A 14001-nucleotide genomic window follows, 5' to 3' on the forward strand; every position below is an offset into this window, starting at 1 on the left:
GGATTTCGTCCCGGTAGCCGGCACCATCGCCGACCGAACTCCCGCGAGCAACGCCGCCCGATTCCTCTCACGAGGAGGTGGGCTAAACCCCATATATAAAATAGTATACTACTATTTCGAACTGATGTTTTTTGAATCGCGGGTACAGAACAGATATTCGAACATATGGCCACAAGACGCTTCTATCGGTCGATCTCAGCGAGTATTCAGAGATCGAGGTAGATAGAGTGGGACGTAACCTTCCGATCGAGAATAAATGCGCATTAACGCAACATACCGCCAGTTACTGGGGTTTCACAGATGAAGTTACTAAGTGGGACGAAATTAAAATATATCGGACTGAATCCGAGTTGAGATAGATCAGATACGTATTAGTTCGCTCACCGAGATGCGGCCGCGTCGTCCGGGCGCATGCGCGAGAGGCGCATCGCGTTGGCGGTGACCGCGGTCGTCATGCCGACGTCGCCGGCGAGGACGACGAACCACAGCGGGACGGCGACGAACGGGAGCGGGATGGCGACGGCCAGCGCGGCCTTGACGAGGAGACTGCCCCAGATGTTCTGGCGGATGATCCCGTTGCCGGCGTGGGCGAGGCGATGGAGGTACGGGAGCTTCGAGAGGTCGTCGCCCATCAACGCCACGTCGGCGGTCTCCAGCGCCGTGTCCGTGCCCGCGGCGCCCATCGCGATGCCGACGGTGGCCGTCGCCAGCGCGGGCGCGTCGTTGATGCCGTCGCCGACCATCGCGACGTCCTCGTACTCTTCAGTCAGCGCCTCGACGCGGGCGACCTTCTCCTCGGGGAGCAGGTCGGCGGCGAAGTCGTCGACGCCCACGCGCTCGGCAACGGTGCGGGCCGTCCCCTCGTTGTCGCCCGTGAGCATGACGAGGTGGTCGATCCCCTGCTCGCGCAGTCGCTCGATCGTCCGGCGGGCTTCGGGTCGGACCTCGTCGGCGATGGCGATCAGGCCCTCGATCTCGTCTTCGGTGCCGACGAGCACGACCGTCTTCCCCTCGGACTGGAGCCGCGGGATCGTCTCGTCGAGGTCGACGCAGTCGTCGCGCCCCTCGCAGACGGGGTCGGCGTCGGCCACCGCGACCCCACCGTCGGTCGTCAGGTGCACGTGGTCCAGATCGAATCCCAGATCCGCGAACAGGCCCGGCTTGCCGGCGTAGTGTGTTCGGCCGTCGAGGTCCGCGCGGACGCCCTTGCCCGTGATGCTCTGGAAGTCCGTCACCTCGCGGTCGGGCACGTCGCGCTCGACCGCGTGGGCGACGATGGCGTCGCCGATGGGGTGTTCGCTCCGGCGCTCGATGCTGCGAGCGCACTGGAGCACGTCGGTCGCGTCGTTGCCGTTGAGCCCGACTACGTCGGTCACGGAGAGTTCGCCGGTCGTCAGCGTCCCCGTCTTGTCGAAGGCGACGGCGTCGACCTCGCCCATCGCTTCGAGGTGGTTGCCCCCCTTGATCAGGACGCCGTTTTTCGCCGCGCTCGTGACGCCCGAGACGACGGTGACGGGCGTCGAGATGACGAACGCGCAGGGGCAGGCAATGACGAGCAGGGAGATGCCGCGGACGAACCACGTCGCCCACCCGCCGCCGAAGACGACCGGCGCGACGAACGTCGCCAGCAGCGCCGCGGCGACGACCGCAGGCGTGTAGTAGTCGGCGAAGCGCTCGACGAACTGCTCGCGCTCGGTCTTGTTCGCCTGGGCGTCCTCGACGAGTTCGACGATGCGATCGATGGTCGTGTCGCCCGCCAGCGCCGTCGTCTCCACGGCGAGGAAGCCCTGCTCGTTGATCGTCCCCGCGAACACTTCGTCGCCGACTTCCTTGTCGACGGGGACGCTCTCGCCAGTGATCGGCGCCTGGTTGACCGCGCTCGACCCCTCCGTCACCGCGCCGTCCATCGGGATCTTCTCGCCGGGCTGGACGAGGACCGTCTCGCCGACGGCGACGTCCTCGACGGGGACCTCGACCTGGTCGCCGTCACGGCGGACGGTCGCCACGTCCGGCGAGAGCGTCAGTAGCTCTTCGAGTGAGTTGCGCGCCCGGTCGACGGAGTACCGTTCCAGCAGCTCGGCGACGTTGAACAGGAACGCGAGCGACGCGCCCTCGACGTAGAAGTGCATCTCCGGGACGATCAGCGAGATGCCCGTCGCCGCGACGATGGCGACTGACATCAGGAAGTCGATGTCGAGGCTCAGGCTCTTCGCCGAGTAGTAGCCGTTCCGGACGATCACTTCACCGCCCGCGAGGACCGCGACCAGATAGAGCGCGTCCGCGAGCAGCAGTTCTCGTCCCGCGGCGGCCACTACTGGGTCGTTCAGCCCCGCGAGGCCGAACTGGACGAGCAGGCCCAACCCGAGGAAGAGACCGCTGACGGCGGTCTTCCGGGCGCGGCTGGTCTGCCACACGCTCTCGGTCCCGGCGTCGTCTTCAGCGCCGTCGCCGTCTGGACTGGCGACGCCGTACCCGGCGCTCTCGACCGCCGCAACGATGTCGGCCCGCGAGAGTCGGGACTCGTCGTAGGTGATCTTCGCCGTCCCCGTCGTCGGTCGCAGGTCGGTCGCGACGATCCCTTCGCGCGCGGCGAGCGCGCCGTCGACCTTGCTCGCACAGGACGAGCAGTCCATGTCGGGGACCGACAGCGAGATCTCGGTTTCCGCGGCGTCGACGGGCTCGCCAGCAGGAGCGTCGGTGGAATCGACGCCAGTAGCGTCTCCGCAGCACCCGTCCTCGCAGTGGCCCGTCCCGTCGTCACTTGGACCGCCGTCGTCCGCCGCTTCCGGGCCATCGTCTGTCATACGTGAAACGAGGCGACGAAGAGGTATTAATCCCGCTGCTACGAAACCCGGGTTTCCTAGTACGGATTGCTAGTGGATCGAGCCTGAGTTAATAACTCTACGCTACCGCTCAGGGTCTGCGGTTTCGTCGGCGTCCGCTGTCCAGATGTCTCCGTCGTCGGGCGAGGGCGCGCGCAGGTCGATCGGGCGGATCCAGACGTACCATGCCGTGAGGACGATGCTGCCGTAGCCGATCGGCCAGACGAAGTCGCTGGCGGCCACCAGCCCGGCGGACTGGACGAGACCGGCGACCTGTCCCGTCAGCGCGACCCCGACGAGCAACGCGAGCGCGAGTGCGATGTCTCCGCGGTCCATTGGGTTGTACTCCGTTCCCGTCGCAAGTAAGCGGATCGGTACGGTGATTCAGCGCCAGTGGTAGCGGCTCGAACACGTCGTGAGCACAGGTTCCCGGCGCGTGTCGCCGATCCACTCGAAACTGCCGCGGCTCTCCAAATTCGTGTACTACCCGTCCATTCACCTATTTGATAATTCGGTGTCAGTAGTCGGATAGTGCCTCCTGAAAGAGAGACTATGCAACGAATTGGTATCGGAATCGGTGCTGTGTATCTGATCATCGGCGCGTATTCGGCGTGGATGGGGACGATAGTGGGGACCGGTACCAGGCGATCGACGCTGGAATACAGCGGGTTCTTCTGGGATCGATTCGCGCTGGTAGTCCCCGTCGTCCTCGCCATCGTGGCAAACAGAATACGACAGGACAAGCGGATCGTGACGGCGCTGCTGGCTATCGCGAGTCTTGCGGTTGTGATCGTCCCCCCGGTCCGGTTCTACCTCGCAATAAATGCTCACGCCGAGGAATTCGTTCCGATGCTGGGATATCATCTGACGATGCTTAGCGGGATCTTCTTCGCATCCGCAGCGACGGCGGCGTATCTGGATCGGTGACAGATAGTGGGGGCCTGTAGGGCACGCCCAGTGAATCGACTGCGTACATCCAAAGGGACTTACTCGCCGCCGTCGATGCTCCGGGCATGACTGCCGCGCGAGAAGTCGAACTGGAGGGCCACATCATCGACTCGGGGATGATGCAGGCCACGTTCGGGATCATCATGGACATGGGCGGCTCCTTCGACGTCGAGGAGTTCCGGATCGGCCGCAAGGAGACCGAGGAGTCCTACGCCCGTCTGCTCGTCGAGGCCGACGACGAAGAGACCCTGCAGTCCATCGTCCACGAACTCCACCAGAACGGCGCCAACCCGTCGGACCCCAAGGACGTCACGCTCCAGCGTGCTCCGAAGGACAAGGTCGTCCCCTACGGCTTCTACTCGACGACGAACCACCCGACTGAGGTCCGGGTCGACGGCGAGTGGATCGAAGTCGAGAACATCGAGATGGACTGCGCCGTCGTCGTCGAAGACAGAGACGGTGAGAACGGCGGCCCGCGTGCCTACACGAAGGTCCTCAGCACCGTCGAGGAGGACGACCTCGTCGTCACCGGCGAGACGGGGATCCGCGTGAGGCCGCCCGAGCGGCCGCGCGACCGCGAGGGCGCGTTCGGGTTCATGCAGGGCGGCGTCTCCTCGGAACGGCCTTCGGAGTCGACCATCCGGCAGGTCGGCGAGGCCATCGAGGAGACCAAACGTGAGGGCGGCGACGTGCTCGCGGTCTGTGGCCCCGCGCTCATCCACTCCGGTGCCCGCGAGGATCTCGCTCGCCTCGTCCGCGAGGGCTTCATCGACATGCTCTCCATCGGTAACGGCTTCGCCGTCCACGACCTCGAACGCGACCTCTACGGCACCTCGCTGGGCATGGACACCGAGACGCTCGACCACCCGCGCAAGGGCCACAAACACCACATCTACACCATCTCGGAGATCATCCGCGAGGGCGGCATCGAGGAGGCCGTCGAGAGCGGCACCGTCGAGTCGGGCGTCATGTACGAGTGCGTCGAGAACGACGTCCCGTTCGTCATCGCCGGGTCTATCCGCGACGACGGCCCGCTCCCGGACACCATCACCGACTCGATGGAAGCCCAGAACGCCATCCGTGAGCAGGCTCACGAGGCCGATCTGGTCCTCATGCTCTCGACGCTGCTGCACTCCGTGGCGGTGGGGAACTGCCTGCCGTCGACCACCCGGACCGTCTGCGTCGACATCAACCCCGCAACCGTGACCCAGTTGCTCGACCGCGGCAGCGACCAGGCCGTCGGGATGGTCACCGACATCGGCACCTTCGTGCCGATTCTGGCGGATCACCTGCTGGACGAGGCGTAGCGGTCGCACCGAGCGACGCGAGGTGCGTTTTTTGCCCCATCTTTTTCGAGGCGGGTACCCGCAGCGAATGGATGAGCGAGGACACCCCTCGGTAAAAGCGGGCCTATTCCGCCGGAAGGACGCGGAAATTGACCGCTACGGGGGGATCCGAGAGTACGACGAACCGGTACTTCCCGGGCGTGAACGTGACGTCGGCCTCTTCTTCGCTGACACCGTGCCCGTCAGCTAACTCCGATGGTGAAAGGGGGACTGTTACCGTGGCGGTGTCACCGGGAGAGAGCATCGTAAGGCAAAGGAGCAGCCATCGCTGGTCGGTCCAGACGAGGTGGTTCCACGCGCCGTCTTCGTCGGTCTGGATGGCCCACGGGATGTTACATCCCAAACTGACGTCCTCTGACTCGCCAGTATGGTGGATCTCGAACGTGATGGATTCCCCGCGACGAACGGCGTCCGTCGGTGCCCGGAGCTGGAGCGGTTCTCGCTCGTAGGTGATCGGTTCTGACTCGAGATACGCCGGTCGCGAGTCGGAGTTCGAGCCCAGGGGGCCGACACCGAGAGTCCTCCCGACGGCGCCCCCTCCCAGGAGAGTCAACGCCCCTCCCCCCAGTACCGTCCTACGTTTCATACAGAGATCACGTTGAGTGCCGCTTCTTATAATAGGTTGCTTGGCTCAAAGAGCCGGTTTCGCCCGGTCGCTTCGTCAGGTCGATAGTCCACGACACGCCCCGTCCGGGGCATCGATGCGAGCGAAGTGAGAGAGTATCCCGGTAGACAGATCGTACTCAAACCACGTTTTAAGCATCCGTCGGGGCTACTTACCAGTCCGCTGTAGTCCCGAGCGGGATGAGCCCACAACGCCCACCCCGCGATAGCATCGAGGCGGACGGACCGCCGTGGTCCGTCTGCAGGGAGCCCTCCCGCCGGACAGCGGAGGTGATCCCGTGAAGCGCCAAACGTACGGCACCGTCGGTATCGTGGCGGTGGTCCTCGTGGCCGCTCTCGCCGTCGTCTCCGCGGGCGGCGTCCCGCTCGGCGGCGACGCGCCCGCCGACGCGACGGCGACGCCCGGAGGTGCCGACGGGACCGTCGTCCACCACGACGGGTCGCACCTCTCGCTGGAGGGCGCGCCGAACCAGACGATCGGCGGCGAGACCGACCTCGCGCCGGGGACTGAACTGGCGGTGCGGGTCGTCTCCGACGAGCCCGCCAGCCCGTTCCTCGTCTCGGAGACGACGACCGTCGACGAGGACGGCGCGTTCTCGGCGACGACCGACCTCGCGCTCGTCGACGCGGACGCCGACGCGTGGGTCACGGTCTACGGCAACGGCACCGAACTCGCGAACGTCAGCGCCCGCATCGACGCGGTCGAGGGTGAAACCCCGACCGACGGCCCCGACTCCGACGGTGCGCCGTCGCTGGAGTACGAGGGCGACCGCCTCACGCTCGCGGCGCTCGAAAACGAGACCGTGCGCGGTGAGACGAACCTGTCGGCCGGCTCCGAGGTGACCGTCCGACTCACCTCGACCTCCGACGCCTCGCCGTTCCTCGTGCAGAACACGGCGACTATCGGAGAGGATGGCGCGTTCGCCGCGCCGGTCGACCTCGTCGGCATCGCCAACGGCTCGACCTTCGAGGCCGTCGTCCGCCACGACGGCGAGACGCTCGCGTCCGCCGAGGGCATCGTCGTCGGCGGGATCAACGAGGAGCCCACTGCCGACCCGACCCCGACGAACCGTACCGGAACCGTCGCGGAGTCCAGTCGCGTCGCCGAGGAAGACCACAACACGACCCTCGACTACGACGGTGACAAACTGACCGTCGAGTCCGCGATCGACCAGAAAATCGCCGGCGAGACGGATCTCTCGGCCGGGACCAACGTGACTCTCCGGGTCGTGTCGAGCGGTGGCAAAAACCCGTTCCTCAAGAGCGCTATCGCCACCGTAAGCGAAGACGGACGGTTCACCGGCGGATTCAACATGACCGGTATCCCGTCCGGGACGACCATCGAGGTCGTCGTCTACCACGACGGCGAACAGATCGCAGTCGCCGACGGCGAGGTGGTCGAGTAAGCCGGCGCCGCCGCTCCTGAATCATCGTCATCACCCCATCGCTTGCCGTTTGCCCTGTCTCCCGGCTCTTCCGGGATTCGCTTTTCTCGTACTCTCCTATACGCCTTCGACCGTCTCGCGGAAGGCGACGACCGACTCGTGCGCGTCGGTGACCTGACTGCCCACGTCGGAGTCTTCGAGGTCGTGCAGCGCGTTCTCGATGCGGGCGAGGCGCCCGTGGTCCGGGTCGCGGTCGCGCGTCGCGAGGGTGTCGAGCTGGTCGGCGAGGCTGTCGAGGCGTTCGGCTGCGTCGCCGTCCTCGGTTTCGTCGGCTGCCGATTCGAGCGTGTCGCTGGCGTCCGCGAGGTTCTCGCGCGTCATAGTCGCCGGTTCTCGGCTCCCCGCGTTAACACTTGCGGAGCACGTCTTCGGCTGGGATCAGTCGCTCTCGGCCCGCCGGCGCGACTCGGCGTCCGCGTGAAAGACGAAGAAACCGCAGAGGAACGAGGCGATCGCGACAGGGAGCCACATCTCGACGAAGACGTCGACGACCGGCCGGATCTGGTCGCGTTCGAGTCGGGAGACGAACGGGATGGCCCCGCGCCAGGCCAGCGCGTACAGCCAGTCGATCAGTGCGTACCGGTTCGTCCGCGCAAGTATCCAGACCGCGAGCGATACCATCGTCAGCGCGTGCCAGAACTCCCAGTCGGCGAGGAGTCGGCGAATATCGGGGACCATCTGTCAATCCAGGATAGTTTTAGGTACGGAGATCGACGGAATTAGTCTTGCGGTCACTGGGATCCGCTCCCGTCCGGAGAAGCCGAGAACGCCTGAAGCGGGGGAAAGTCGAGTGTCAGCAGCGGGCGGGGGGACGGGGGTTCGGGAGTAGGTTGGGGGGAGAGGTTGGCTAGGGGTTTCGGGGGGTCGGGGGTTGCAGGGGCGGAAGTTGGGTAGGGGTACCGTGTCAGCAGTGGGCCGGGGGGATCCGCGGGCCGTCAGTAGCCGACGCCGAGGTGGGTGTGGACCTCGTCGCCGGACTCGAGTTCGTCGGCGAGCGCGACGGCGTAGTCCTCGGCGGTGATGTAGCTGTCACCCTCGTCGTCGACGACGAGTTCGCCCTCCGCGGTGCGGTACTCGCCGGTCCGCTCGCCGGGTTCGATGATCCCCGGCGGCGCGAGGTAGGACCACTCGACGTCGTCGGCCTCGCGGACGACCTCGAAGGCGTCTATGTGCGCCTGCGCGAGGGGGACAAGCTCGTCCGGGAACCCGTCGGTCTCGATGAACTGCGTGTCCTCGTCGACGTGGAGACTGCCGGCACCGCCGACCCACAGCAGTCGGTCGGTCTCGACGGCGCGGACGCCGTCGAGGACTGCCTCGGCCATCTCGACGAGGATGTCGAGATCGGCGTCCTCGCTGGGGCCCAGCGCCGAGACCACGGCGTCGTGGCCGGTGGCCGCGTCGGCGATCTCGTCGGCGTCAGTCGCGTCGAGCGCGACGGCCTCGAAGTTCTCGCCGTCGACCTGTTCGACCTCGCCGTCGCGCGACGTGCCGGTCACGTCGTGGTCGCGCTCGAGGAGTTCGTCTGCGATACGCTGTCCGATCATGCCGCTCGCACCGAGTAGGAGTACGTTCATAGTAGGTGTCTCCGTGACTTCCGTCACGCGTCGAAAAGTGCTACGTTCGCCCGCCTAATAGGCTCTCGCGGACGTGTCCGTAATCAGGGGACACGAGTGTTATCGGCCCGAACCGGGGGACGGCGGGGACCGCTAGTCGACCAGCGGGACGCAGCGAACGGGCCGGTCGGCGCCGAGCAGGAGGTTCTGGCCGGTCGACCCGAAGACGACCTTGCCGACGGGCGTGCGCTTGCGGATGCCGACGACGAACTCGTCGGCGTCGACATCGTCGGCGAAGTCCAGCAGGTCCTCGACTGGCTGGTTCCCGCGCACGAACTGGTGGGTCTCCACGGTGACGGGCAGGTCGGCGAGCGCGTCGGCGACGGCCTCGACGGCCGCCTCCCCGTCGCGGATGTCCTGTCCGCTGGTGTCGTCGCCGCCCTTCAGCGAGTTCACGACGTACACCGTGTCTTCCGGGTCGGCGACGTCCACGAGATACGCCGCCAGCGCCTCGCTCGATGCCACCGCGTCCGTCCCGACCACGAGTTTTGCCATACCGTAATTTGGGCGACCACGTTCTTAAACCCCGACTCGACCACTGATCGGGGCGGTCCCACTGGCGACCCCCGCAGACGACCGGCACGGAAACCCTTACCCGGCCGCCGCTCACTCGGTGGGTATGGCAAACTTCCTCTTCTGCTCGCTCGACGCCGCGCTGATCGGCGATATCGCGTGGCAGGTCCACCGCGAGGGCCACGACGTGAAGTACTACATCGAGGCCGAGAGCGACCGGGAGATCGCCGACGGGTTCGTTCCGAAGACCGACGACTGGCGCGGTGAACTGGACTGGGCCGACGTGGTGATCTTCGACGACATCTGGGTCGGGGCAGACATCGGCACGGGTGAGATCGCACGGGACCTCAGGGCAGAGGGCCACGCCGTCGTCGGCGGCACGCCGAACACGGACCGACTGGAGGAGGACCGCGGCTACGCGATGGACGTGCTGGAGGAGCACGGCGTCGCCACGATGGAACACCGCGAGTTCTCCGAGTTCCAGGCCGGGATCGAGTTCGTCGAGGAGAACCCGGCGCCGTACGTGATCAAGCCGCTGGGCGAGGTGCAGAACGTGAAACGCCTGCTGTACGTCGGGCGCGACGACGACGGCAGCGACGTGGTCGACGTCCTGGGCGCCTACGAGAAGGCGTGGGGCCACCGGATGAAGGGGTTCCAGCTCCAGCGCCGCGTCGAGGGCGTGGAAGTCGCGGTCTCCGGCTTCTTCGACGGCGACGCGTTCGTCGAACCGATCAACCTGAACTTCGAGCACAAGAAGCTGTTCCCCGGAAACATCGGCCCGCAGACCGGCGAGATGGGGACCTCGATGTTCTGGACGGGCAAGACCAGGCTCTACGAGGAGACGCTCGGGAAGCTTGAATCGTGGCTCGCTGCGGAGGGGTACGTCGGCAGCATCGACCTCAACTGCATCGTCAACGACAGCGGCGTCTACCCGCTGGAGTTCACGCCGCGGTTCGGCTACCCGACGATCACGCTGCAGGAGGAGGCCTTCGAGTCGAACACCGGGGAGTTCTTCCACGCTCTGGCCCACGGTGAGGACCCCGAACTGGAGGTCCACCGCGGGTATCAGGTCGGCGTCCGCGTCGTCCTGCCGCCGTTCCCCTTCGACGACGAGAAGACCTACGACGAGAATTCCCGGAACGCCGCGGTCGTCTTCGAGACCGAATCCCGGGAGGGGATCCACATCGAGGACGCCAAACGGGTCGACGGCCAGTGGCGCGCCGCCGGCGACAACGGGATGCCAATCGTCGTCACCGGGAAGGGCGAGACGATGCAGGCGGCTCGCGAGCAGGCCTACAGCCGCATCGACGACGTCATCATGCCGAACATGTACTATCGCGACGACATCGGCGAGCGCTGGATCGACGGGGACGGCGACCGGTTGCAGGCGTGGGGCTACCTCGGCCCGACCTAGCCGCCCTGCGCCCGTCCAAACCGTTTGCCGTCCACGGTCTCGGCTGCCGAGAGCGACACGTTGTTGTCCCGAGCAGACACATCGACTGGCATGGACGTCGCGGACCTCCTCCGGTCGGGAACGGATCGCTCGAAGCGCGAGTCGACGGACGAGTCGCCGTCGCCCGCGGACGGCGGATTGGAGCGCCTCGACGGGGCGCGACTCGCCGCCGATGAACCCCATCCCGACGTCCAGTCGGTGATGGAGTCCCGTCGGTTGTTCCAGACCGTCTCGATGTCGACCATCGGCGCGCGCAATATTCGCCGCCTCACGAAACTCGCCGGCTGGTTCCAGCGGGAGGACCCCCCCGCAGTCGGCGCGACGGCGGACCTGACGATCCCCGGGCCGGACGGCGAAATCGCCGTCCGGCGCTACCGCCCCGAGGGCGCCGGCCCCTACTCGACGGTCGTCTTCTACCACGGCGGCGGGTTCGTGCTCGGGAACCTGGACACGCACGACCACCTCGCCCGGCTGCTGACAGTCGAGAGCGACTGCGAGGTTGTCTCCGTCGACTACCGCCTGGCCCCGGAACACCCGTTCCCGGCGGCCGTCGAGGACGCCTACGCCGCGCTGGAGTGGGCGGCCGACGACCCCGAGGTCCTCGACCCCGACGGCGGGCTCGCGGTCGCCGGCGACAGCGCCGGCGGGACCCTCGCGGCGGTCGCGTCGCTGATGGCCACCGAGCGCGACGGGCCGGAACTCGACTACCAGACGCTCGTCTACCCCGCGGTGGGGACCGACGAGGACCAGGAGTCGATGCGGGAGTACACCGGCTACGTCCTCTCTAAGGACGACATGCGCTGGTTCGACCGCTGTTACTACGGGAGCGATATCCATCGGCGGAACCCGTACGCGGACCCCTCGAAGGCCTGTGACCTCTCCGGCGTACCGCCGGCGACGGTCGTCACGGCCGGGTTCGACCCGCTCCGCGACGGCGGCATTGAGTACGCCCGGCAGCTGGTCGGCGACGGCGTCTCCGTGCGCTTCCGGAACTACCCCGCCATGGTCCACGGCTTCGTCAGCATGCTCTCCGAGAACGAAGGCGTCGAGCGCGCCCACGAGGCCGTCGAGGCTATCGGCGAGGACCTGCGCGTCGCGCTCGATAGTTCGTGAACAGACTACTTTCAGTGGACTGCTCGGCGAACGTCCCGGCAACTCTGATCTGGAATTTGAGCGATCCGAAAGTTTACACCTTCCGGATGACCTACTAATTCCGTAGTGCCCCCCCCCGAAATTCTACGGTTTGTTCTTCCCGTTCGTTCGGCCCAGTTCGGGTCATCACTACGTCGCTCAGTCGAAAACTGCTCGGATTCGCAATCGTACTTATCGGGTTACCGATCATCATCTGGGCGGCCGAGACGGCGGGAGCTGGAAATGTTCCACTGTCAGGAATACTATTTCACACGGTGGTGGGGTCGTTCATCACCCTAAACGGCCTGTATCTCGTCGGTGTTCGATTTCGATAGAGACGCACCCGTACTGAGCGGACCCGACTCGTCGGTGAGAGTGGACACCGATTTCAGCTGAGTACTCGACGAACGTCCCGGTAACCCTGTTCTGCATGTGTCGCAGCTGTTTCTGGGTCTGTTGGGCTGGAAGGAAGTCACGTGACAGCAACCGCAGGGCACACTGAGAGTTGAAAGCCCTCGGCGGGCTCGCGGTCGCTGAGGCGGGATATCCGCGCTCTCAGCACCGCTCGCGCGGATAGTGCCCGCTCAGGCGACTACATGAACGCGAGCCCGCCTCGCCCTTTCAGTCCACCAGGGACCGCACCGCGACCGCAACAGCAACCGCCCCGCACAGCACCGCAGACAGCCACATTCCTCCCCAACCGATTCGTTGCTCGTCGCTGCGCTCCTGCGCACTCATCCCTCGCACGATTACGACGCGCGCATGAAAGCGCGCGACAGCGCGCGCCAACCGCACCGCTCACTAGGTATACTTTACCGAACGGATCGGTTCTGGGCGCAAAGCCGGATTTTCTCCACCGATTTACTGTCGAAACTGACCGGGCGGCGCCGAATCACACCGAGCAATCGATGGCGTCCGCTCAGAACCCGAACGCGCGGCGGTACTGGAGCGGCCCGGACACCTCGTCGGTCGCGTCGAGCGCGTCGGCGGCGTGGAGTCCGAAGTACGGGTCGCGGAGGAACTGCCGGCCGACGATGGCCAGATCGGCGCGGTCGTTGGCGACGACCGCCTGGGCCTGCTCGGGCGTCGTGATCCCGCCGACGGTCCCGACGGCGACGTCGCTGTCGGCGCCCTCGCGGACGGCTTCGGCGAGCGGGAGCTGGTAGTTCGGGCCGACCTGACCGGGGAACGAACCGGGCGCGATGCCGCCGCTGGAGACGTCGATCAGGTCCGCGCCCACCTCGTAGAGGTGGTCGGCCAGCCGCGCGGAGTCCTCGGCGGTCCACGACTCGCGGTCGTCGAACCAGTCGGTCCCGGAGATGCGGACGAACACCGGTTTCTCGTCGGGCCAGACCTCGCGGACGGCCTCGGTGACCTCGCGGACGAGCCGCGTGCGGCCCTCGAAGTCGCCGCCGTAGTCGTCCTCGCGGTGGTTGGTGACCGGCGAGAGGAACTCGTGGAGGAGGTAGCCGTGGGCCGCGTGGACCTCGGCGACCTCGAAGCCGGCGTCGCGGGCGCGCTCGGCCGCCTGCCGGAAGGAGTCGATCACCTGCTCGATGTCGCCCTGCTCCATCTCGCGCGTGGGAGGGGCCTCCAGCGAGTCGCCGTCCTCGTCCTCGTAGGGCCAGGGATCGGCGCTGGGGGCGATCACTTCCCAGCCGCCGTCGTCGGGGTACAGCGGCCGGCTCCCCTCCCACGGTCGCGACTTCGAGGCCTTGCGGCCGGCGTGGGCGAGCTGGATGCCCGGGACCGCCTCCTGCTCTTTGACGAATCGCGTCGTCCGCTCGAGCGCCTCGGCCTGCGCGTCGTTCCAGATGCCGAGGTCCTCCGGCGTGATCCGGCCGCGCTTCTCGACGGCGGTGGCCTCGGACATGACGAGGCCGGCGCCGCCGACCGCGCGGGACCCGAGGTGGACGTGGTGCCACTCGGTCGGGAGCCCGTCGCGCGCCTCGACGGAGTACTGGCACATCGGCGAGACCATCAGTCGGTTCGGGACGGTCGTGTCCCGGAGTTCGAGCGGGGTGAAGAGACCTGTCATCGGCGGGGCTAGCGACCGGCGACTCAAGTATCGCCCGCAGGTCGCAACGCCGGCCGCTTTCTCGATCA

Annotated in this window: 13 protein-coding genes; 5 read left to right on the forward strand and 8 right to left on the reverse strand. The window is 66.6% G+C overall.

Translation table 11 applies throughout. The annotated features are described in order from the left end of the window. Positions 1 to 380 precede the first annotated feature (380 nt). Positions 381 to 2804, reverse strand: coding sequence for a heavy metal translocating P-type ATPase (locus tag AB2U09_RS20800; RefSeq protein WP_459194661.1), 2424 nt, complete (start codon positions 2802 to 2804; stop codon positions 381 to 383). A gap of 102 nt (positions 2805 to 2906) precedes the next feature. After that, the gene (locus AB2U09_RS20805) at positions 2907 to 3158 is read right to left on the reverse strand and encodes a DUF7996 family protein (protein ID WP_459194662.1); all 252 of its coding nucleotides are present in this window, start codon (positions 3156 to 3158) and stop codon (positions 2907 to 2909) included. A 246-nt stretch (positions 3159 to 3404) separates the two neighbouring features. Between AB2U09_RS20805 and AB2U09_RS20810 the strand changes: the two genes are divergently transcribed. After that, complete coding sequence (locus AB2U09_RS20810; protein ID WP_459194663.1) at positions 3405 to 3749, forward strand: hypothetical protein; 345 nt, start codon at positions 3405 to 3407, stop codon at positions 3747 to 3749. 86 nt (positions 3750 to 3835) lie between these two features. Beyond that, on the forward strand, positions 3836 to 5077 hold the full coding sequence (locus AB2U09_RS20815; protein WP_459194664.1) for an ornithine cyclodeaminase, nickel-pincer nucleotide-dependent: 1242 nt from the start codon (positions 3836 to 3838) through the stop codon (positions 5075 to 5077). A 103-nt stretch (positions 5078 to 5180) separates the two neighbouring features. Here the strand turns inward: AB2U09_RS20815 and AB2U09_RS20820 are convergent, their stop codons facing one another. After that, on the reverse strand, positions 5181 to 5702 hold the full coding sequence (locus AB2U09_RS20820) for a hypothetical protein (RefSeq protein ID WP_459194665.1): 522 nt from the start codon (positions 5700 to 5702) through the stop codon (positions 5181 to 5183). 316 nt (positions 5703 to 6018) lie between these two features. Between AB2U09_RS20820 and AB2U09_RS20825 the strand changes: the two genes are divergently transcribed. Continuing rightward, entirely contained in the window at positions 6019 to 7146 is a 1128-nt protein-coding gene (locus AB2U09_RS20825; protein WP_459194666.1) for a BGTF surface domain-containing protein, read from the forward strand. 96 nt (positions 7147 to 7242) lie between these two features. Here AB2U09_RS20825 and AB2U09_RS20830 read toward each other — a convergent pair whose 3' ends face one another. From AB2U09_RS20830 to AB2U09_RS20845, 4 genes are all read right to left on the reverse strand, one after another. Further along, positions 7243 to 7506, reverse strand: a complete 264-nt coding sequence (locus AB2U09_RS20830) for a DUF7553 family protein (protein ID WP_459194667.1) — start codon at positions 7504 to 7506, stop codon at positions 7243 to 7245. Between the two features lie 57 nt (positions 7507 to 7563). After that, entirely contained in the window at positions 7564 to 7863 is a 300-nt protein-coding gene (locus tag AB2U09_RS20835; RefSeq protein WP_459194668.1) for a hypothetical protein, read from the reverse strand. A 257-nt stretch (positions 7864 to 8120) separates the two neighbouring features. Next, positions 8121 to 8759, reverse strand: a complete 639-nt coding sequence (locus AB2U09_RS20840) for an NAD(P)-dependent oxidoreductase (protein WP_459194669.1) — start codon at positions 8757 to 8759, stop codon at positions 8121 to 8123. 132 nt (positions 8760 to 8891) lie between these two features. Next, on the reverse strand, positions 8892 to 9293 hold the full coding sequence (locus AB2U09_RS20845; protein WP_459194670.1) for a universal stress protein: 402 nt from the start codon (positions 9291 to 9293) through the stop codon (positions 8892 to 8894). A 124-nt stretch (positions 9294 to 9417) separates the two neighbouring features. On the opposite strand from AB2U09_RS20845, the gene AB2U09_RS20850 reads away from it, so the two are divergent. Both AB2U09_RS20850 and lipP1 read left to right on the forward strand, forming a co-directional pair. Then, positions 9418 to 10725 (forward strand): phosphoribosylamine--glycine ligase, encoded by a 1308-nt coding sequence (locus AB2U09_RS20850; protein WP_459194671.1) that lies wholly within the window; start codon positions 9418 to 9420, stop codon positions 10723 to 10725. A 90-nt stretch (positions 10726 to 10815) separates the two neighbouring features. Further along, a complete protein-coding gene (gene lipP1 / locus AB2U09_RS20855) occupies positions 10816 to 11877 on the forward strand; it encodes a LipP1 family hormone-sensitive lipase (RefSeq protein WP_459194672.1) in 1062 nt (353 codons plus the stop codon). A gap of 937 nt (positions 11878 to 12814) precedes the next feature. Here the strand turns inward: lipP1 and AB2U09_RS20860 are convergent. Further along, positions 12815 to 13933 (reverse strand): NADH:flavin oxidoreductase/NADH oxidase, encoded by a 1119-nt coding sequence (locus AB2U09_RS20860; protein WP_459194673.1) that lies wholly within the window; start codon positions 13931 to 13933, stop codon positions 12815 to 12817. Positions 13934 to 14001 lie beyond the last annotated feature (68 nt).

Source organism: Halosimplex yunnanense (assembly GCF_054504345.1).